Genomic DNA, 19,672 nt, shown 5'->3' with positions numbered 1-19,672 from the left:
ATGGCCGCTGCCCCGCCCCCGATCGCCCTCGACGATCTCGACCGCGAGGAGCTGCTGCAGCTGCTCAAGGAACAGCTGTCTTTCGGCTTGCGCGCCGCTGATCTATGGGGCGCGCGGTGGGCCGTGCTTTCCCGACGCGCTTTGGATGCGCGAGAGCGGGAGCTGGAGGCCTTCACGGACTACGTCGCGGCCTGCGCGCCGATCGAGTTGTCGTCGCTCTCCTCGACCTTCGTCGATCCATTCGCCGTGCGCGAGGCGAAGCGCGTCGATCAACAGCGCCTCGATCGTGCCGCCAAGCGCATCGAGGCAGCCCGGGATCGTGCCTGGGCCGCCCTGCAAGCCAGCTACGGAAGGACCGCTGCATGACCGCAATCCGCCTCGTTCCACCCGATGGCGCCGACTGGACGATCGACGCGGTACCGACGTCCGACGGCGTCGAGCTCGCGATCGCCTTCACGCTCCAGGGCAAGCCCATTACCGCCCGCTTCGTCATGGATCGTCCGGAGGCGCGCACGCTCGCTGCCGGCATTCTGAAGGCCGCCGGCGACGGCACGATGCGCACCTTCCCGAAGCCGGTCGAGGTCGCCGATGGCTGAGGAGACCGCGATCCTTCAGGTCTACGTCACCTCACACATCCTGGCCGATGGCGTGATCGAGGCCGTCTGGGCCGAGGTCACGGGCGCCTGCTGCCGGATCAGCGAGGTCGGCGAGTACCGTTACTTGGCCGGGGAGGGGGCCAACTGGCATCGCACCCGGTGGGCGGCCGAGAACTACGCCCGGCAACGTCAGGCCGAGTACCTGCGGCAGCTGCGCTCCGAGATCGAGCGGATCGAGGGTTATCGCTTCGGGAGGCCGGGAAGGTGATCAAGCCCCGCACGACGCGATCCGCCCGTCCGGCCCTGACCTTCGACGATCTACCGCTGTTCGCAGCCGACCGCGACATCGCCGAGGCCGTCGTCGGCCCGGACGAGGACGACAAGCGCAAGTGGTGCGCGAGCGTGGCGAGCCTGGAGGCCTGCGGCTTCCCCCGGCAGACCGCTCTCTATGGCAAGCGCTACACGCCGGCCGTTCGAGCTTTCTATGATCGGCAGTATGGTCCTGCAGCGAAAGCACCTGCCGACTCGGGGGCGCATCAGGAAGCGGTGGGATGGACAAGCCCTCGATCAAGGCGCCGGGCCTGAAGTTTCGGCCGCGCAGTGGAAGCTGGGCGGCGTACTGGGTCCCGTCGCCAGAGGCCGTCCGCCGGGGCTACCCGAGCGGGTCCGCCACCCTCACGCAGTACATCGCCGCGCCCGAGATGCTCGTCGACGCCTGCAGCCGCCTGCAGAGCGACATGCTGGCCTGGCTCGATGGTCTACGGCGAGATCCGCTCGCCTTCGACGGGACCATCGGCGGCGTGCTCCGGATCTACCAGAAGCACGAGGACTCGCCTTTCCACGCGCTGAAGCCCGGTTCGCGCAAGCCGTACGTCGTCTACCTGCGCCTGCTGGAGCAGGAGGTCGGCGATCATCGCATCGAGGGGCTGACGGGGCTTCAGGTGAAGCGCTGGCACGCCGGTTGGGCGCAGGAAGGCGCCCGGCCCGCAGCGGCGAAGATGCGGATAGCGGTGCTGAAGGCGGCGCTCACGTTCTGCATCGTCGCCGGTCACCGCAGCTGCCGGGCGCTGCGCGATGACATCTCGGAGCTGCGCTTGCCCGCCATCCGCTCCCGGAGCCTCGTGGCGACCGCCGACCAGGTGCGCCAGGCGATCGCCGCAGCCCACGCGCTCGGCCGCCCCTCGCTGGCGCTCTGCTATGCCGTTCAGTTCGAGACCGCGCTCCGCCAGTGGGACGCGGCCGGGCAATGGTACCCGATCGAGGACGCGATCCTCTGCCCAGTCGTCCATGGCAGGCACAAATGGGCCGGCCTGGAGTGGCGCCACATCAGCGAGGATCTGGTGCTGCGTTACGTGCCCTCGAAGACGAAGGAGAAGACGGGCGTCGAGGTCGTCATCGACCTGCGGCTCTGCCCGATGGTGCTCGACGAGCTCGCGCGAGTGCCGGGCGACGCGCGCTCCGGACCGCTGATCGTCAACGAGGTCACTGGCCTGCCGTACACCGACCCCCAGTTCAACTGGACCTGGAAGAAGGTGCGTCTCCAGGCCGGGCTGCCGACGGAGCTGTGGAGCCGAGATCTCCGTGCCTCTGCGGTGACCGAGGGCCGGGGAGGGGGCGCCCAGACGGACGACGCGGCGAAGGTTGCCGGTCACACCCGCCCGAGGACCACCGCCGACATCTACGACCGGGAGCGCCTCGAAGCGCACCGCCGGTTCGCCACGGCTCGCCTCGGCCGACGGGGTCCGAAGCCGGCAGTTTGAACGGTCCAGGAACAGCGCGAGGAACGACCGAGGAATGCCTTAAAAAAACGTAAACAAATCAGTACCTTGAAAATCACACGGTTAACCGCCCTTTAACCCTACCCTCGCATCGTCGATCCCAGGACGGACAGGAGATCGAACGCATGCAGATCAGCGAGCAGCACGTGCGCGAATGCGCCTATTACATCTGGGAGAACGAGGGCCGGATTCACGGTCACGCGGTCGCCCACTGGATCCGCGCCGAGGCCGAGCTGCGCGCCGGCGTGGTGCTGGCCGACGGCCAGGCCGCCGAAGCCCAGCCGGTCGCCGCGAAGGCCGCCAAGGTTTCGGCTCCGAAGGCTGCTGCGCCGAAGGCCGCCGCCAAGACTGCTGCCCCGAAGGCTCCGGCCAAGGCCGCTGCCGCCAAGACCGTGACCCCCAAGGTCGCCCTCGCCAAGCCGGCCGCCGCGAAGACCGCCAAGGCCTCGAAGGCCGCCGTCACGGCCGGCCTCGCCGCCAAAGCCAAGCCGGCCCGCGCCCCGGCCTCGATGCACTGAGCCGACGGCGTCCTCGGGCGCCATCCCGGCTGGTTTCAGGAGCCCGTCCCCTCACCGGGGGCGGGCTCCTGCCGTTTCGGAGCCGCGCGCAGCAGGAACAGGCCGCGCCCGCCATCGTTGTCCGCCCTGACGCGTACGCCGTGCGCCACAAGGAGGCCCGTGATGCGCGCCGTGATCTTCGACATTGATGGGACGCTGCTCGACAGCGTCGACCTGCACGCCCGCGCCTGGGTGGAGGCGTTTGCGCATTTCGGCGTCGAGACCGACGAGGCCAAGGTCCGCAGCCAGATCGGCAAGGGCGGCGACGAGCTGATGCCGGTGTTCCTGCCGAAGGAGCGCATCGCGCGCGAGGGCAAGGAGATCGAGAGCTTCCGCTCCGAGCTGTTCAAGACAAAGTACCTGTCCAAGGTCCGGCCGTTCCCGGTGGTCCGGCCGCTGTTCGATCGGATCCGCGAAGCGGGCCTGAAGATCGCCCTGGCTTCCTCAGGTAAAGGCCCCGAGGTCGAGCGCTATCAGGAGATTCTGGGCATCGCCGATCTGGTCGATGTCGTCACCAGCTCGGACGACGCCGATCGCTCGAAGCCGCATCCCGACATCTTCGAAGCCGCAGTGAAGAAGCTGGAAGGTCTCGACAAGAACCAGATGATCGTCATCGGCGACACGCCCTACGACGCCGAAGCGGCGTCAAAAGCAGGCCTGCGCACCATCGGCATGCTCTGCGGCGGCTTTCCGGAGGCCGACCTGTCGGCGGCGGGCTGCATCGCCATCTACCGCGATCCGCAGGATCTGCTCGACGGATTCGATCAATCACCGCTGGCGACAAGCTGACGGACCGCAAAAGCAAGCCCTTTCGGAGGCCAGCCCCGCGTCCTCCACGGTTTCCCGCAGGCCGTGTTGCAGCGCGGTAACGGTGCATGATGCCGGCTACGTAAAAACGCGAATGGGGCTGGCGCGGGGCGGCGGGAAGGCGTAGCCACCCGCCCGCCAACTGGAACGTCTCAAAGCACGAGCGCCGCGCATGCCCCAGACTCATCAGGCCAGCCCCGCACCGCGCTTCGTGCCGGCGGCCAAACCCCTGCCGGACCAGATCGCCGAGGCGATCGAGTGCCGGTCGACCCCGCTCAGCCATCTGCTGCGGCTGATGGCGGCGCTGAACGCGGAGGGCGGCAACGAGGCGCTCCGCCACAAGCTGCGCGCCCGAATCGGCGCCCCGCTGAACTCCTGAGCGCGCAAGACCGGCGGCGCGTCAGCGTCGCCGATGCCGGTGATGCGTCCGCTTCCCGGTAGGCTTCCGCGGTGATGCCGCGGCCTGCGTCGTCCGAGCCATACAAGCGAAATAGATCTGCCGGCCGATATCCTCGAGTTCCAGTCCGTTGGGATTAGGCGCGGAAAAAACCTTGGCGCGGGCCTCGTTCCGGCAGGCCGCGTCCTCCGGGCTCCGGATCGGCGGCTCGGCCCGGGCCGGCATGATTCCGAGTGACGCCGTGAGGATTACAGCCGACACCAATGCGGGGATCCGCGTCCTGGCCTGGATACTCAACATACCGGGGCGTATTCCTCTTGGGACCGAGCCGCCGAGATAGTGCGCATCGCCCCTGCCGTGAAGCTTCGTCAGACTGCTGGCCCGTGCCGGAATGCGGCCTCGCTCGGCTCTCACAGCCTCACGGCGCGACCCAGAGGCAGCGGCCGGCACCCGTGATCGTCATGCATTCATAGGGAGCGCCGCCGATCAGCGCCCGCTGCTCCACCGGACCGATATCGGCCTTCGGGACTTGGCGGCATCCGGCTTCCGGCGTGTCGCGGGCCGGCCCGGTCGCGGCATCGATCCGGCGCGCGGCGATCAGCGTGTCGCAGGCGGTGACGGTGGTGCGATCCTGCGCCGAGGCATGGCCCGATCCCAGGCAAACGAGCGCCAGCGCTGCCAGCAGGATTCGTGACCACATCGCTTCCTCGCCGTTCACGTCGCCGTCTTGAAGGACAACCGGGCACACCGCGCCTCGTACAAGATAGCGGCAGCTCTCAACCCGCATCGGTCGGGGAGGGTTGCGCAGCGGTGTGTCGAGCGTAGTCCGATTTCGAGAGGCACCTGCGCCTTCGGATCGAAGGATCGATACCCCTCCGAACGACAACGCCGCCCGCCTCGGGGGGCGGACGGCGTTCGAGCGCTCGATGGATGCGCGCCGGCGCCGGCGCGGCGCCTCAGCGCTTGGCTTTGGCCTTGCGGGCGGCGTAGCGGGCGTCGCGCTGCGCCTTCTTCAATGCGAGTTCGGCAGACTTGCGCTCTTGCGCGGCAGCGAGTTCGGCGGCTTCGCGGGCGAGGCGCGCAGTGAGTTCGGCCTCCTCGCGCAGACGCTTCTCCTCGGCGGCCTTCCGCTCGGCGGCAATCCGGGCGGTCTCACGCTCGCGGGCGCGCTCTTCACGGGCCTGGGCGATGGCGGCCCGGGCCTGGGCCTTGGCGATCACTTCGGGATCGTCGGCCGGCGGGCGGGCCTTGAACTTGGCCAGCAGGGCGGCCTTGGCGCTCTGCGAATGCTGGCGGCGATCGTCGAAATTCCGGTAGTCGAATGCGCTCATCTGACCTTTCTCGGTTGGGTACGTCACGCGTTTCGCGGGGACGACCGGCGACGCCGGCCACGTACGGAGACTACGGGTTCCAGGACCGTCCCCGGGCCCTGGAACCGCACCGATCCATCGGCAATACCGATGGTCCGACCCGAGCGCTCGGATCACGCAAAAGCGCTCGGGTCGGACCATGTCTGATAAAAACGGGACAGCCCTTAGACCCAGCCGGCCCCAAGACGCAATCGTGTCTGCATGCTGAGGTGGCCGCCAAGGCGACAATCCACGGCGACTCTGTAAAAGATTTGCCCGACGATGCCGAAAAACCTCAAACCGACGATGGGACGCGGCGATCTCGAACCGCGTTTCGCCGGCTGCCGGGTGGGCCGAGCCGCAGGCTCGATCGAATGCGCAAGAGTTAGGTCGCGCCTTTCGGGACGGCAAGACCGGCGGTGCGGCACCGACGCCGCATCGTCTCTTCGCCGGGATGTCGGCATCCCGAACCGATGGAGCCTCAATGCGCACGATCACGATCGCCGAGATCACCACGGAGGCTTTCGCGCCCTACGGCGACCTTTTGCACGCGCCGGCGACGCCGCCGCGCCAGGACCAAGCCGGGACGATGCAGAACAGCCGACCGACGGCACGCGCCAACCTCGCGCTGATCCAGAGCGAACCGATGGACCGGCTGATGCCTCTGCGCCGCCTGGAGCGGCACCCGCATTCCAGCCAAGCCTTCCTGCCGCTCTCGGTCGAGGCCTACGTGGTGGTCGTCGCCCCGGATCGCGACGGCAGTCCCGACGAAGCCAAGATCCAGGCGTTCCGGGTTCCGGGCCATGCCGGCATCAATTACCGCGCCGGCGCTTGGCACGCGCACATGATGACTCTGCAAGCGCCAGGCACCTTTGCGATGCTCGTCCACGAGGATGGCACCGAGGTGGATTGTGTTTTCGCGTCAATCGAGCCGCTGACGGTCGCTCTCCCGAGAACTGCTCAAGAAAGCGGCAGGCGTGTCCACGATCTGGAATCGCTCCGATGAGCCGAGGACTCTGCTCAGGGATTGAGCATCGCGGATCCGGTGATGCGTCGGGCCGCGGAGGAGATCCGGCACGATGCCTGCAACCCGGAACAAGAGCTGGCTGCCCGGATGGCCGGCGCGAGGAATGCGATGCCTGAGACGCCCCCGCCCTTCGACCCGGATGCCTACACAGCGGTGACGGCGCCGTTGCTCGGCCTCGACATCGATCCGGCCTGGATGCAGCCGATTACCGCGAACCTCCGCGTCCTCGCCGCAGCGGCCGAGCTCGTGGCAGGCTTCCCGCTCCCCGATGAAGTCGAGGCGGCGCCGAGGTTCGAGGCATGAGCGTGCCGGCCACCTCCGATGCCGTGACGATCGCCGCCGCGATCACCGAGGGCCGTGCGAGCGCCCGCGAGACCATGGCATCCGCGCTCGACCGCATCGCCCGGATCGACGGGCGCGTCGGCGCCTTCACGGACGTGCTGAGCGAGCGCGCGCTCGCCCGGGCCGAGGCACTCGACGCCGCCATCGCCCGCGGCGAGGCCGTCGGCCCGCTCGCCGGCGTGCCCTTCGCGGTCAAGAACCTGATCGACGTCGCCAGCCTGCCGACCCTGGCCGGCTCGAAGATCAACCGGGACCGCCCGCCGGCCGGCCGCGACGGCGCCGTGGTGCGGCGCCTGGAGGCCGCCGGTGCCATCCTGGTCGGTGCGCTCAACATGGGCGAGTACGCCTACGACTTCACCGGCGAGAACGTCCACGACGGCGACGCCCACAATCCTCACGCCCTCGACCACATGACCGGCGGCTCCTCCGGGGGCTCCGGCGCAGCTCTGGCGGCCGGGCTGGTGCCGCTGACGCTCGGCTCCGACACCAACGGCTCGATCCGGGTGCCGTCGGCCTTCTGCGGCTGCTTCGGGATGAAGCCGACCTACGGGCGGATCAGCCGGGCCGGCAGCTTCCCGTTCGTCGGCAGCCTCGACCATCTCGGGCCGATGGCCCGGAGCGTGACCGACCTCGCCCTGGCCTATGACGCGATGCAAGGCCCCGACCTCGAGGATCCGGTCGCCACCACCCGGGCGCCCGAGCCCGCTCTTCCCAGCCTCGAAACCGGGATCGGCGGCCTGCGCATCGCGGTGGCGGGGGGCTACTTCGCCCGCGGCGGCGACCCGGAGGCGTTTACGGCCGTCGCCCGCGTCGCCGACGCGCTCGGCGCGAGCCGCACGGTCGAACTCCCGGAGGCCCATCGCGCCCGGGCCGCAGCCTATCTGATCACCGCCGCCGAGGGCGCGGCGCTTCACCTCGACCGCCTGCGCACCCGGCCGCGGGATTTCGACCCGGCGGTGCGGGACCGGCTGATCGCCGGAGCGATGATCCCGGCGCCCTTCGTCGAGCGCGCCCAGCGCTTCCGACGCTGGTACCGGGACGCGGTGCTGGAGCTGTTCGACGGCGTCGACGTGATCCTGGCCCCAGCGACGCCCTGCCGGGCGCCCAAGGGCGGCCAGACGCACTTCGTCCTCGACGGCGTGACCTTGCCGGTGCGGGCCAATATCGGCCTGTTCACCCAGCCGATCTCGTTCATCGGCCTGCCGGTGGTGGCCGTGCCGGTGCGGCTCGATGCCGGGCTGCCGCTCGGCGTCCAAGTGATCGCCGCCCCCTGGCGCGAGGATCTGGCCCTGCGCGTGGCGCGCCAGCTCGAGCGGGACGGAATCTGCACGGCCCCCGTGGCGGAGATCGCCTGATGGTCATCGACGATCCCACCGTGAGGGCCGAGGTCGAGGCCGCGTTCCGGGCCTACGAGATCGCGCTGACCACCAACGATGTCGCCACCCTGGAGGCCCTGTTCCGGGACGATCCCAGGACCATCCGGTACGGCGCTGGGGAGAACCTCTACGGCATGGACGCGATCCGGGCGTTTCGGCGCGCCCGCTCGCCCGTGGGCCTGGAACGGGTGCTGGCCCAGACGGTGATCACCACCTACGGGCGCGACTTCGCGACCGCGATGACCCTGTTCACCCGTGACAATGCCCCCGGCAAGACCGGCCGCCAAAGCCAGACCTGGGTGCGTTTTCCGGAGGGCTGGCGGGTGGTGGCCGCGCATGTGAGCGTCATCGAGACCGCCTAGCGGCGGGGGGGGGGGCGTGCATGGACCGGGACCGGTTGGCCGCGGGCTTGCATACGGTCGAGCGTATTCCGGGCCCGCCCTCCCGGACCAACGCGAGTACCCGAACCGATATGCTGTCTCGTCTGAAAACCTTTGGCGCCCGTGCGGCGCTGGCCGGCGCCCTCGCGCTCTCTGCAAGCACCGCCGCTCTCGCGCAGGGCACGCTGCGAATCGGCATGACCGCATCCGACATCCCGCTGACCACCGGCCAGACCGACAATGGCGGCGAGGGCATGCGGTTTCTGGGCTATACGGTCTATGACGGGCTGATCAATTGGGACCTGTCGAGCGCCGAGCTGGCTTCCGACCTCGTGCCCGGCCTCGCCACCAGCTGGGCGGTCGACGCCACCGACAAGACCAAGTGGACCTTCAAGCTCCGGCCGGGGGTGAAATTCCACGACGGCTCCGATTTCACCGCCGACGCGGTGGTGTGGAACCTCGACAAGCTGCTGAAGTCGGACGCGCCGCAATACGACCCGCGCCAGTCCGCACAGGGCAAGACCCGGATCCCGGCGGTCGCCTCCTACAAGGCGGTCGACCCGCAGACGGTCGAGATCATCACCAAGGCCCCCGACGCGACGCTGCCCTACCAGATCGCCTGGATCATGATGTCCTCTCCGGCGCAGTGGGAGAAGGTCGGCAAGTCCTGGGACGCCTTCGCCAAGCAGCCGTCCGGCACCGGACCATGGAAGCTGACCCTGTTCGCCCCGCGCGAGCGCGCCGAGATGGTGCCGTTCAAGGAATACTGGGACACGAACCGGGTGCCGAAGCTCGATAAGCTCGTGCTGGTGCCGCTGCCCGAGGCCAACGCCCGGGTCGCGGCGCTCCGCTCCGGCCAGGTCGACTGGATCGAGGCCCCCGCGCCGGACGCCGTGGCCTCGCTGAAGGGCGCCGGCTTCACCATCGTGACCAACGCCTATCCGCATAACTGGACCTGGCACCTGTCCCGGGTCGAAGGCTCGCCCTGGAACGATATCCGGGTGCGCAAGGCCGCCAACCTCGCCATCGACCGCGACGGCCTGAAGGAGCTGCTCGGCGGCCTCGCGATCCCCGCCAAGGGCTTCATGCCCCCCGGCCACCAATGGTTCGGCCACCCGAGCTTCGACGTGAAATTCGATCCGGACGCCGCCAAGAAGCTGATGGCCGAGGCCGGCTACAGCCCGGCCAAGCCCCTGAAGCTGAAGGTCGCGATCTCGGCCTCGGGCTCGGGCCAGATGCAGCCGCTGCCGATGAACGAGTTCGTCCAGCAGAACCTCGCCGACGTGGGCATCCAGGTCGATTACGAGGTGGTCGAGTGGAACACGCTGATCAACATCTGGCGGGCCGGGGCAAAGGCCGACATCTCCCGCGGCGTCTCGGCGATCAATTACTCGTACTTCATCCAGGACCCATTCACCGGGTTCATCCGCCACCTCCAGAGCAACTTCGCCCCGCCGAACGGCACGAACTGGGGCTATTACAACGATCCGGCGATGGACAAGCTGTTCGACCAGGTCCGCACCACCTTCGACAAGCCCGAGCAGACGAAGGTCCTGGAGAAGGTCCACGAGAAGTTCGTGGACGACGCGCTGTTCATCATGATCACGCACGATGTGAACCCGCGGGCGATGAGCCCGAAGGTGAAGGGTTTCGTTCAGGCCCAGAACTGGTTCCAGGACTTTTCGAAGATCACCATCGCGACGGCGGGGCGGTGATTAAAGCAGGGCCGGTCTCCGTACCTTCACGGCTACGGGCGGCCCCCGTGTGAGGCACAAGCGCTGTTGCAAGTCGCAACGCGCTCCCTCTCCCGAGCGGGAGAGGGTCGCGGTGAGGGATCGGGTCCTTCCGGAGAGGTCGCACCCCTCACCCTGTCCCTCTCCCGCACGGGAGAGGGGACCCGCGCCTTTTCCAGTCTGCGGCAGGGCTGCGGCTGCGAACGAAACCTGTGTTGCCCGTAGCCCCTGCGGGGGAACACGTCCGACTGGAACGCGACATCGGGGCCCGTGATGCTGATCTACATCCTCAAACGCCTGGTCTACGTCACGCCGGTGGCGTTCGGCGTCAGCCTGGTCTGCTTCCTGCTGGTCCATCTCGCGCCGGGCGATGCCTTGAGCGCGGTGCTGCCGGCGGATGCGACCCAGGAGACCATCAACGAGATGAAGGCCGCCTACGGCTTCGATAAGCCGTTGCCGGTCCAGTACCTGATCTGGCTGTGGCACGTGCTCCACGGCGATCTCGGCACCTCCATCGCCACCGGCCGGCCGGTGCTGGGCGAGGTCAGCCGCGCGGTGGTCAACTCGCTGATCCTGGCCTCCGTGGCGACCCTGCTGGGCTTCACCTTCGGGACGCTGTTCGGCTTCGTGGCCGGCTACCACCGCAACTCGGTGGCCGACCGGGCCGCCTCGGCGCTCTCCGTCTTCGGCGTGAGCGTGCCGCATTACTGGCTCGGCATGGTGCTGGTGATCGTGTTCTCGGCCACCCTCGGCTGGCTGCCGCCCACCGGCGCCGGGCCCGACGGCTCCGGCAACTGGCGGCCCGATTTCGACCATCTGCGTTACCTGATCCTGCCGGCGGTGACGATGTCGGTGATCCCCACCGGCATCATCGCCCGCACGGTTCGCGCCCTGGTGGCCGACATCCTGTCCCAGGACTTCGTCGAGGCCCTGCGCGCCAAGGGCATGGACGAGTTCGGCGTGTTCAAGCACGTGGTGCGCAACGCCGCCCCGACCGCTTTGGCGATCATGGGCCTCCAGCTCGGCTACCTGCTCGGCGGCTCGATCCTCGTCGAGACCGTGTTCGCTTGGCCGGGCACCGGCTTCCTCCTCAACGCCGCGATCTTCCAGCGCGACCTGCCCCTGCTCCAGGGCTCGATCCTGGTGCTGGCGATGTTCTTCGTGGTCCTGAACCTGCTGGTGGACGTGATGCAGACCGCCCTCGACCCGCGCATCGAACGCGCCTGACCCGGAGGCCGATGATGACCGCACCGATCACCGCAGCCTCCATGGCCCTCGACGGCGGCGTGCTCTCCACCGGAGACGCCGCTCCGGAGGCCGCCTTCGTCCCGTCCCGGGGGTTCTGGGGCCATGTAGGACACCGCCTGGTGCGCGATCCCGTGGCCATGGGCGCCGGGGCCGTGATCCTGCTCGTGGTCCTGATCGCGATCCTGTCGCCCTGGATCACACCGATGGACCCGTACAAGGGGTCGATGCTGCGCCGCCTCAAGCATGTCGGCGACGCCACCTACTGGCTCGGCTCGGACGAGCTCGGGCGCGACATGATCAGCCGGCTGATGCTGGGCTCGCGGCTGTCGCTGTTCATCGGGGTCACCCCGGTGCTGATCGCCTTCGTGATCGGCTCCGCCATCGGGATCCTGGCCGGCTATGTCGGCGGCTGGACCAACACGATCCTGATGCGCACCATCGACGTTTTTTTTGCTTTTCCCTCCGTCCTGCTGGCAATCGCCCTGTCGGGCGCGCTCGGGGCCGGCATCTTCAACTCGATCGTGTCGCTCACCTGCGTGTTCGTGCCCCAGATCGCCCGGGTCGCCGAGAGCGTCACCACGGGCATCCGCAAGCGCGACTACATCGACGCCGCCAAGCTGTCCGGCGCCTCGCCGCTGACGATCATGCGGGTGCAGGTGCTCGGCAACGTCGTCGGGCCGATCTTCGTCTACGCGACCAGCCTGATCTCGGTCTCGATGATCCTGGCCTCGGGCCTGTCCTTCCTGGGACTCGGCGTGCGCCCGCCGGAGCCGGAATGGGGCCTGATGCTCAACACCCTGCGCACCGCGATCTACGCGAACCCGGTGGTCGCGGCCCTGCCGGGCGTGTGCATCTTCGTCGTCTCGATCGCCTTCAACATGTTCTCGGACGGCCTGCGCGCCGCCATGGAGATTCGCCAGTGAGCGTCATCCCGGACGCCCCCGACCCGTTCGCCCGCGACCGCGGCGGACCGGCCCAGCCGCTCCTGTCGGTCTCAGGGCTCTACAAGCACTTCCCGGTCCGCAAGGCCGGGGGCAAGAAGCAGGTGGTGCGCGCCGTCGACGGCGTCGATTTCGACGTGCTGAAGGGCGAGACCCTGGGCATCGTCGGCGAATCCGGCTGCGGCAAGTCCACCACCGCCAAGCTGCTCATGGGCCTGATCGAGCGCGATTCCGGCTCCCTGCTGTATGACGGCCAGGCGGTGGGCGAACGGGTGATGCCGTGGCGGTCCTACCGCCGCCAGGTCCAGATGGTGTTCCAGGACAGCTACGCGTCGCTCAACCCGCGCATGACCGTGGAGCAATCGATCGCCTTCGGCCCGAAGGTCAACGGCGTACCCGGCCGCGAGGCGGTGGAGCGCGCCCGCGCCCTGCTGGCCCGGGTCGGCCTGGAGCCGAAGCGCTTCGCCGGCCGCTACCCGCACGAGATCTCCGGCGGCCAGCGCCAGCGGGTCAACATCGCCCGCTCGCTTGCCCTGGAGCCGCGGCTGGTGCTGCTCGACGAGGCGGTCTCGGCGCTGGACAAGTCCGTGGAGGCGCAGGTTCTGAACCTCCTCCTCGACCTCAAGGCCGAGTTCGGCCTGACCTACATCTTCATCAGCCACGACCTGAACGTCGTCCGGTTCATCTCCGACCGGGTGATGGTGATGTATCTCGGCCGCGTCTCCGAGATCGGCCCGTCCGACACGGTGCTCGACGCGCCGGCCCATCCCTATACCGAGGCGCTGCTGGCCTCGATGCCGTCCCTCGACCCCGACAACCGCACGGAGGTGGCGCTGCTGGCCGGCGACCCGCCGAACCCGATCGATCCGCCCTCCGGCTGCCGGTTCCATCCCCGCTGCAGCCTCGCCGAGCCGGTCTGCAGCGAGAAGGAGCCGCCCCTCGACACTATCGGGCCGCTGCATCGGGTGTCGTGCCTCGCCCGCCAGCCGGGATCCGGGCATTCCTCCGCCCCGGCGCGGGCGCTCGCGGCATGAGCGCCCCGATGTCGAACCCGGAACCCGCCGTCACCCTCGGGAACCTGCGCGTCGCCTTCGGCAAGGTGCAGGTCGTCGACGGCGTCGACCTCACCGTGGAGCGCGGACAGGCGATGGCGCTCATCGGTGAGTCCGGCTCGGGCAAGAGCGTCACCCTGCGGGCGATCCTGCGGCTGTTCCACGAGGGGCGCAGCCGGATCGAGGGCACGATTCTCGCTGCCGGCCGGGACGTGCAGGCGCTGAGCAGGCGCCAGCTCGCCGATTTCCGCGGCGGCGACGTCTCGATGATCTTCCAAGAGCCGCTGCTGGCCTTCGACCCGGTCTACACAGTCGGCCGGCAGATCACCGAGGCGATCCACCGTCACGAGAAAATCTCGAAGGACGATGCCCGCAAGCGCGCGCTCGCCCTGTTCGAGCGGGTGCGGATCCCGAGCCCGGAGCGTCGGCTGGACAATTACCCGCACGAGATGTCCGGCGGCATGCGCCAGCGGGCCATGATCGCGCTCGCGCTCGCCTGCCGGCCGCAGGTGCTGCTCGCCGACGAGCCGACCACCGCCCTCGACGCGACCGTGCAGATCCAGGTCCTGCTGCTGCTGCGCGAATTGCAGCGCGATCTCGGCCTGTCGATCATCATCGTGACCCACGATCTCGGCGCGGCGGTCGAGGTCGCCGACCGGATCGCCGTGATGTACGCGGGCAAGATCGTCGAGACCGGGACGGCGCATCAGGTCGTGCTCGACCCGCACCATCCCTACACGATCGGCCTGCTCCGCAGCCGCGCGGAAGGGGCGCTGGCGAAGGGCTCGCGGCTCCAGACCATCCCAGGCAGCCCGCCCGACCTCGCCAACCGGCCGCCGGGCTGCCCGTTCGCGCCGCGCTGCTTCCTGGTCGAGGAGCGATGTCGCCAGGAGATGCCGCCGGTGGGCGAGATTTCCCCGGGACATAAGGTGGCCTGCTGGCGGACCGACGAGGCGTCGGCCGCCTATCGGGCGGGACCGACCCCGGTGCGCGCGGCGGAGCTGGCCCCGGCCTGAACGGCATCGGGGATCGACGCATCCGCGCGAAGCCTTTATCCGGCGTCGCGCGGCTTTCAGGCGGCGGACCACCGTGCGACCGGCCGCCCGAGCATCGCGATGAGCCAAACCTTCCCTGAGATCGTCCTGGTTCCCCGTGGGGAGGGCGGCCATTTCCTGCCGGCGGCGCTCGGCTGGATGGGCAAGCGGATCACCGTCACGGCCCAACCGGGCGCGGCCAATCACGTTCTCTGCCTGCCGGTGCTCGATTTCGTCCGCCTTGGCTTCCCGGAGGCGAACGGACGGCTGGATCTCCTTGAGCCCGGCGATGTCGAGAACCTGCGCGCCGGCCGGGCGGCGCTGCTCCTCGACCTATCGAACGAGGGGCCGGGCCTGCACGCCCCGACCTTCGAGGCGCTCCACCGCAACCTCGATACGCTCGGCATCCCGCGGGCGCAGGTCATCCTGGTCAGCCAGAACCGGGCGCTCCGGCTCGACTACGAGCAGCTCTACGGCGAGGGCCTGCGCTTCTGGACCTTCGACTTCTTCCCGCTCCAGGTCGCGCTCTGGCTCGACGAAGAGGCCGGCCCGAGGCTTTTTTCCGAGCATCCCCTCGACCGGACCGGCTACGCACCGTTCGCTCAAGCCGCGGGCCCGGCCCGATTTCTCTGCCAGAATGCAGCCCTGCGCTGGCACCGGGTACTGCTCTTCCGCTGGTTCCAGCTCCATCGCCTCGACCGCGATGGCCTGATCGCGTTCCACGGGATCGGCCCGGACAACCCGAAGGCGGGCGGCATCGACGTGTTCCACGCCCCGCCGGAGATCGCGGCCGCCTTCGGGCCGCTGCTGGCCGATGTCGGCACCTGGATCCCCCGGCAGGCCAGGCGGATCGACACCCCGGCGCCGGGCGGCGACATGGTCCTGACGCTCGATACCCAGGCCTATAAGGCTTGCGACCTGACCATCATCTCCGAGACCGATTTTTTTGAATTGGGCGTCGAGCGCATCACGGAGAAGTCGCTGAAGGCCGCCGCCATGGGGCTGCCCTTCGTGATGGTCGGCGCGCCCCGCGCCGTGGCGCTCCTGTCGGAACTGGGCTTCCACACCTTCGGCAGCCTGATCGACCACCATTACGACCGGATCACCGACCCGATCGAGCGCCTCCCGGAGGTGTTCCGGTCGATCGAAGGTGCCTGGGCCGATTGCCGACGCGACCGCGCCGCCTGGCAGCGCCGGGCCCGGGCGCAGGCCGAGGCGAATGTCGCGCATGCGCGCCACGGGCTGCTGAGGCAACTCGACCGGGTGATGGTCGCGCCGCTGGTGGAGCGCCTGGCCCGGTTCAAGGAAACGCGCACGCTCGTGCACTGACCCGCGCTCCGCCGTGCCCCCTGAAATCCCGACCGCGCCCCAGCGCTGCACCGCCTGCGACCGCGGCCACTACGTCCCGGTGCGGTTCTGCCCGTTCTGCGGCGCGGAGCAGATGCGGCCGAAGGTCGAACCGCCGGCCCCGCCGCCGCCTCCGCCTCCACCCCCGCCGTCGCCCATGGCGCAGGAGGCAGCCCCGGCCGGCCCCGTCGCGGCGCCGATGCCGCCACCCGAACCGCCGGTGGAGGAGCCGCCTCCGGCCGCAGCGCATCCGCCGCCGATCCCATCGGTGCACCCGAATCCGCGTCGGCGCAAAAGGCTGGTCCGGCTTCGTCAGGCCGTGCTGGCGCTCGCGGCCATCGTCGGTCTGGCCGCCCTCGCGCTGGCCCGGCGCGACGTCGTCCCGGCCCCGACGCGGATCGAGGTCGGGCCGGCCTGGACCGCGGTGGCGCTGAAATCCTTCCGAAACGTCGCGTCGCTGCGGATCACCGCGGAGGGCGTGGTCAGCCTGCGCATCGACGGCGAGCGGGTGCAGCGCGTCAGCCCGTCGAGCGGCGCGACCGTGCGGCCCAAGACCCTGCGGAGCCTGGAACTGCGCGCGGGCCGGGGCTCCGTTACCGTGACGCTGACCCCGCGCGGTGAATGACCCGCCGGGACTCACGTAAGGGCTCAGAGCCCGCTCGATTGGTCTATCCCAACCCTCAGTTTCATCCTGAGATGCCGGAGCCAAGCGGAGGCCTCAGGATGAGGAGGAGATTGGGATCTCCGTCGGTTGGAACACCTATTCGACTGCAACTGAGGATCCAAACCGGCTCTCACCCGGCCGCCCGCAGCGTCTCGGCCATGCACCGCACAGCCGGCTCGATCGCCCGCTCGGGCACCGCCGCGTAGCCGAGCAGCAGCCCCGGCTCCGGTGGCCCGACATGATAGGCCGAGAGTGCGACGGCCGAGATTCCGGCCCGGCCGAGGCGCGCGACCGCTTCGGCATCGCCGAGCGCGTTCGGCCAAGCCGGGCCGGGCCGGGCGATCACGTGCATCCCGCCCTCCATCGGGGCGACATTCATCACGTCGGCGGCGTGGCGGCGGGCGGCCTCGACTAGGGCCTCCTGGCGCAGAGCGTAGAGCCGCCGGGTCCGGCGCAGATGGCCGGCGAGATGCCCATCCTCGATGAATCGGGCCAGCGCCCATTGGCCGATCCCCGGCGGCGCCGGGCCGATCTCGGCGAGCGCCTGATTCACCGGCGCCACGAGTCCGCGGGGCAGGACGAGGTAGCTGAGGCCGAGCGCGGGCAGCAGCAACTTGGAGAAGCTGCCGACATAGATGACCCGTCCGCCGCGATCCAAAGCTCGCAGCGGCGCCAGCGGACGCCCGGCATACCGATAGGCGCCGTCGTAATCGTCCTCGACGATCCAACCCGAGGCGGCTTCCGCCCAGGCCAGGAGGTCGAGCCGGTTCTCCAGGCTCATCACGTGGCCCAGTGGGTAATGATGGGCCGGCGTCACCACGGCGAGCCGCGCATCCCGCAGAAGCGGCCCGATACCGGTCACCGAGAGCCCGCCGGGGCCCACCGGGATCGGGATCGGGCGCAGGCCCGCGCTCGCGAGCGCCTGAGCGATCCCGGGAAAGCCCGGCTCCTCGACGAGGGCCGTCTCGCCGGGATCGAGCAACAATTCGGCGAGCAGGCGCAGGCTCTGGCGGATGCCCGCCGTGACGATCACGTCATCGGCCTCGCAGGCAACACCCCGCGCCTGTGCCAGATAGGTGGCGATGGCCGCCCGGAGGGCCGGCGAGCCGCGCGGATCGGGCCGCTCGGCCGGTCCGTGGCGCCACTCGGCCTGGAGCAGGCGCGCCCAGACCGCATACGGGAAGGCATCGAGGGCCGGCCGCCCGAGCGCGAAGGCGTCCGGCACGCCGGGGCCGGCCATGAACCGCCGCGCCGGCGCCGCGACGAGGCGAGCACCCCGGCGCGACAGGCTTGGCATCGCCGTACCGGTGGGCTCCGCGACCTGGGTTCGGGGGGGGGTGTCGTCCGGCAAAAGCGCTGCGACGCGGGTGGCTGAGCCAGACCGGGCCGTCAGGTAACCCTCGGCGATGAGCTGCTCCAGGGCAAGCACCACCGTACCCCGGGCGCAGCCGAGATCGGCCGCCATCACCCGGGAAGCCGGCAGCCGGGCCCCGCGCGGCAGGCGCCGGTCGAGGATCGCGGCGCGCAGGCCCTCGCGCAACTGGACGTGCAGCGGCGTCGGTGCGGCCGGATCGAGGCTGACGGGCAGCGGTAGCGGGCCCCGGGCCATGGCGAAAAGCGGTCCAGTCGGATTTTGGAAACCGGATCTTTCGCCTGGACCGCTCAACGGTCAAGCATCCCGGCGTCAAAAGGGGCAGGTCCGATGTATCAGCCGCCGAACTTCCGAGACGACACGCTTGCTGCGCAGCACGGGCTGATCCGCGCCCACCCGCTGGGCCTGCTGATCACCGGGGGCGCGGACGGCTTGGTCGCCAACCCGGTGCCGTTCCTGCTGGACGAGGCCAGCCCGCACGGCACCCTGCGCGCCCATCTCGCGCGCGCCAACCCGCAATGGCAGGCGCTGGCCGAAGCCGAGGAATGCCTCGTCGTGTTCCAGGGGCCGCAGGGCTACGTCACTCCAGATTGGTACGTGAGCAAGCGCGAGCACGGCCGGGTGGTGCCGACCTGGAACTACGCCACGGTCCACGCCTGGGGCCGGCCGAGGGTGATCGAGGATGTGGACTGGCTGCGCCGGCAGATCGCCGACCTCACCGCCCTGCGCGAGGCGCCACGCGCTACCCCCTGGGCGGTGGACGACGCGCCTGCGCCGTTCGTGGCGGCGCAGGCGCGAGCTATCGTCGGCATCGAGATCCCGATCACCCGCATCGAGGGGAAGTGGAAGATGAGCAAGAACAGGCCCGAGGCCGACCGCGCCGGCGTGATCGCCGGCATGCGGGCGGAGGGCGAGACGATCCTCGCCGATATGGTTGCCGCGCGGAGCGGATCGTGAGCCAGCGCCTCAACGCCTTCGGCCAACCGATCGGGCCGGACCTCCCGGACTGGACCCCGCGCCCCCGGCCACCGCGGGCGCCCATGGAGGGCCGCTTCTGCCGGATCGTGCCCTTGGACGCCGAGGCCCATGCGGCCGGCCTGTTCGCCACCTACAGCGCGGCGCCCGACCAGCGGAATTGGACTTATCTGCCCGACGAGATGCCGGAGAGCGAGGCCGTGTTTCGCGTCCGTCTCGAAGCCCGAGCGGCGAGCGAGGATCCGCTGTTCCACACGATCCTCGACCCGGCGAGCGGCGCGCCGCTGGGGATCGCCTCGTATCTCCGGATCGATCCCGGCAACGGCGTGATCGAGGTCGGCCATCTGCATTTCGGGCCCCAGCTCCAGCGCGCGCCTGCGGCGACCGAGGCGATGGCGCTGATGATGGCCCGGGCCTTCGACGAACTCGGCTACCGCCGCTACGAATGGAAATGCGACAGCCTCAACGCCCCATCCCGGGCGGCGGCGCTGCGCCTGGGCTTCACGTTCGAGGGCATCTTCCGCAAGGCCACCGTGGTGAAGGGCCGTTCCCGCGACACGGCGTGGTTTTCCATCACCGACGCCGAATGGCCACGGGTGCGGGCGGGTCTCAAGGCTTGGCTCGACCCGGCGAATTTCGATGCCGATGGTCGACAGCGGCGCGGGCTTGCCGCGTTACGCGCCGAGCCCGGCTGATC

Annotated in this window: 24 protein-coding genes; 21 read left to right on the top strand and 3 right to left on the bottom strand. The window is 69.7% G+C overall.

Annotated features, from left to right (window positions below; translation table 11 throughout):
- The 8 genes from MKL20_RS26995 (at position 1) to MKL20_RS26960 (ending at position 4,117) form a co-directional block, all read left to right on the top strand.
- A complete protein-coding gene (locus MKL20_RS26995) occupies positions 1–366 on the top strand; it encodes a hypothetical protein (RefSeq protein WP_244039226.1) in 366 nt (121 codons plus the stop codon).
- A complete protein-coding gene (locus MKL20_RS26990; protein ID WP_244039225.1) occupies positions 363–596 on the top strand; it encodes a hypothetical protein in 234 nt (77 codons plus the stop codon). The genes MKL20_RS26995 and MKL20_RS26990 overlap by 4 nt, the downstream gene beginning before the upstream one ends.
- On the top strand, positions 589–864 hold the full coding sequence (locus MKL20_RS26985) for a hypothetical protein (protein ID WP_244039224.1): 276 nt from the start codon (positions 589–591) through the stop codon (positions 862–864). The genes MKL20_RS26990 and MKL20_RS26985 overlap by 8 nt, the downstream gene beginning before the upstream one ends.
- A complete protein-coding gene (locus MKL20_RS26980; RefSeq protein ID WP_244017754.1) occupies positions 861–1,181 on the top strand; it encodes a hypothetical protein in 321 nt (106 codons plus the stop codon). Before MKL20_RS26985 ends, MKL20_RS26980 begins: the two co-directional genes overlap by 4 nt.
- The gene (locus tag MKL20_RS26975) at positions 1,148–2,356 is read left to right on the top strand and encodes an integrase (protein ID WP_244039223.1); all 1,209 of its coding nucleotides are present in this window, start codon (positions 1,148–1,150) and stop codon (positions 2,354–2,356) included. The genes MKL20_RS26980 and MKL20_RS26975 overlap by 34 nt, the downstream gene beginning before the upstream one ends.
- 143 nt (positions 2,357–2,499) lie before the next feature.
- The gene (locus MKL20_RS26970; RefSeq protein WP_244039222.1) at positions 2,500–2,892 is read left to right on the top strand and encodes a DUF2934 domain-containing protein; all 393 of its coding nucleotides are present in this window, start codon (positions 2,500–2,502) and stop codon (positions 2,890–2,892) included.
- A 162-nt stretch (positions 2,893–3,054) separates the two neighbouring features.
- Positions 3,055–3,720 carry an HAD family hydrolase gene (locus tag MKL20_RS26965; RefSeq protein ID WP_244039221.1) on the top strand — a complete coding sequence of 222 codons (666 nt, stop codon included), beginning with the start codon at positions 3,055–3,057 and terminating at the stop codon, positions 3,718–3,720.
- A 190-nt stretch (positions 3,721–3,910) separates the two neighbouring features.
- Positions 3,911–4,117 carry a hypothetical protein gene (locus tag MKL20_RS26960; protein ID WP_244039220.1) on the top strand — a complete coding sequence of 69 codons (207 nt, stop codon included), beginning with the start codon at positions 3,911–3,913 and terminating at the stop codon, positions 4,115–4,117.
- Between the two features lie 436 nt (positions 4,118–4,553).
- Here MKL20_RS26960 and MKL20_RS26950 read toward each other — a convergent pair whose 3' ends face one another.
- Both MKL20_RS26950 and MKL20_RS26945 read right to left on the bottom strand, forming a co-directional pair.
- Complete coding sequence (locus tag MKL20_RS26950) at positions 4,554–4,835, bottom strand: hypothetical protein (RefSeq protein ID WP_244039218.1); 282 nt, start codon at positions 4,833–4,835, stop codon at positions 4,554–4,556.
- 256 nt (positions 4,836–5,091) lie between these two features.
- The gene (locus MKL20_RS26945) at positions 5,092–5,466 is read right to left on the bottom strand and encodes a DUF6481 family protein (protein WP_243971460.1); all 375 of its coding nucleotides are present in this window, start codon (positions 5,464–5,466) and stop codon (positions 5,092–5,094) included.
- 502 nt (positions 5,467–5,968) lie between these two features.
- Here MKL20_RS26945 and MKL20_RS26940 point away from each other — a divergent pair.
- From MKL20_RS26940 to MKL20_RS26890, 11 genes are all read left to right on the top strand, one after another.
- On the top strand, positions 5,969–6,490 hold the full coding sequence (locus MKL20_RS26940; protein ID WP_244039217.1) for an ureidoglycolate lyase: 522 nt from the start codon (positions 5,969–5,971) through the stop codon (positions 6,488–6,490).
- A 129-nt stretch (positions 6,491–6,619) separates the two neighbouring features.
- Positions 6,620–6,814 (top strand): DUF4089 domain-containing protein, encoded by a 195-nt coding sequence (locus MKL20_RS26935; RefSeq protein ID WP_244039321.1) that lies wholly within the window; start codon positions 6,620–6,622, stop codon positions 6,812–6,814.
- Positions 6,811–8,208: an AtzE family amidohydrolase gene (locus tag MKL20_RS26930; protein ID WP_244039216.1), complete on the top strand. Its 1,398-nt coding sequence runs from the start codon at positions 6,811–6,813 to the stop codon at positions 8,206–8,208. Before MKL20_RS26935 ends, MKL20_RS26930 begins: the two co-directional genes overlap by 4 nt.
- A complete protein-coding gene (gene hpxZ, locus MKL20_RS26925; RefSeq protein ID WP_244039215.1) occupies positions 8,208–8,591 on the top strand; it encodes an oxalurate catabolism protein HpxZ in 384 nt (127 codons plus the stop codon). Before MKL20_RS26930 ends, hpxZ begins: the two co-directional genes overlap by 1 nt.
- A 110-nt stretch (positions 8,592–8,701) precedes the next feature.
- Positions 8,702–10,324, top strand: a complete 1,623-nt coding sequence (locus MKL20_RS26920) for an ABC transporter substrate-binding protein (RefSeq protein WP_244039214.1) — start codon at positions 8,702–8,704, stop codon at positions 10,322–10,324.
- Between the two features lie 291 nt (positions 10,325–10,615).
- Entirely contained in the window at positions 10,616–11,569 is a 954-nt protein-coding gene (locus MKL20_RS26915; protein WP_243971448.1) for an ABC transporter permease, read from the top strand.
- Between the two features lie 14 nt (positions 11,570–11,583).
- Positions 11,584–12,513, top strand: coding sequence for an ABC transporter permease (locus MKL20_RS26910; protein ID WP_244039213.1), 930 nt, complete (start codon positions 11,584–11,586; stop codon positions 12,511–12,513).
- Complete coding sequence (locus MKL20_RS26905) at positions 12,510–13,565, top strand: ABC transporter ATP-binding protein (RefSeq protein WP_244039212.1); 1,056 nt, start codon at positions 12,510–12,512, stop codon at positions 13,563–13,565. The genes MKL20_RS26910 and MKL20_RS26905 overlap by 4 nt, the downstream gene beginning before the upstream one ends.
- An 8-nt stretch (positions 13,566–13,573) precedes the next feature.
- Complete coding sequence (locus MKL20_RS26900; RefSeq protein ID WP_244039320.1) at positions 13,574–14,599, top strand: ABC transporter ATP-binding protein; 1,026 nt, start codon at positions 13,574–13,576, stop codon at positions 14,597–14,599.
- 99 nt (positions 14,600–14,698) lie between these two features.
- A complete protein-coding gene (locus tag MKL20_RS26895) occupies positions 14,699–15,946 on the top strand; it encodes a hypothetical protein (protein ID WP_244039211.1) in 1,248 nt (415 codons plus the stop codon).
- Between the two features lie 13 nt (positions 15,947–15,959).
- Complete coding sequence (locus MKL20_RS26890) at positions 15,960–16,589, top strand: hypothetical protein (protein WP_244039210.1); 630 nt, start codon at positions 15,960–15,962, stop codon at positions 16,587–16,589.
- A 169-nt stretch (positions 16,590–16,758) separates the two neighbouring features.
- Here MKL20_RS26890 and MKL20_RS26885 read toward each other — a convergent pair whose 3' ends face one another.
- On the bottom strand, positions 16,759–18,237 hold the full coding sequence (locus tag MKL20_RS26885) for a PLP-dependent aminotransferase family protein (protein WP_244039209.1): 1,479 nt from the start codon (positions 18,235–18,237) through the stop codon (positions 16,759–16,761).
- A gap of 93 nt (positions 18,238–18,330) precedes the next feature.
- Between MKL20_RS26885 and MKL20_RS26880 the strand changes: the two genes are divergently transcribed.
- Both MKL20_RS26880 and MKL20_RS26875 read left to right on the top strand, forming a co-directional pair.
- Positions 18,331–18,957, top strand: a complete 627-nt coding sequence (locus tag MKL20_RS26880; protein ID WP_244039208.1) for an FMN-binding negative transcriptional regulator — start codon at positions 18,331–18,333, stop codon at positions 18,955–18,957.
- Positions 18,954–19,670 (top strand): GNAT family N-acetyltransferase, encoded by a 717-nt coding sequence (locus tag MKL20_RS26875; protein WP_244039207.1) that lies wholly within the window; start codon positions 18,954–18,956, stop codon positions 19,668–19,670. Before MKL20_RS26880 ends, MKL20_RS26875 begins: the two co-directional genes overlap by 4 nt.
- The last annotated feature ends 2 nt before the right edge of the window (positions 19,671–19,672 follow it).

The sequence above is a fragment of the Methylobacterium sp. E-066 genome, assembly GCF_022829635.1.
Classification (GTDB): Bacteria; Pseudomonadota; Alphaproteobacteria; order Rhizobiales; family Beijerinckiaceae; genus Methylobacterium.
The sequence above is the reverse complement of the archived record's forward strand: the minus strand, read 5'-3'. Positions and strand labels throughout refer to the sequence as shown.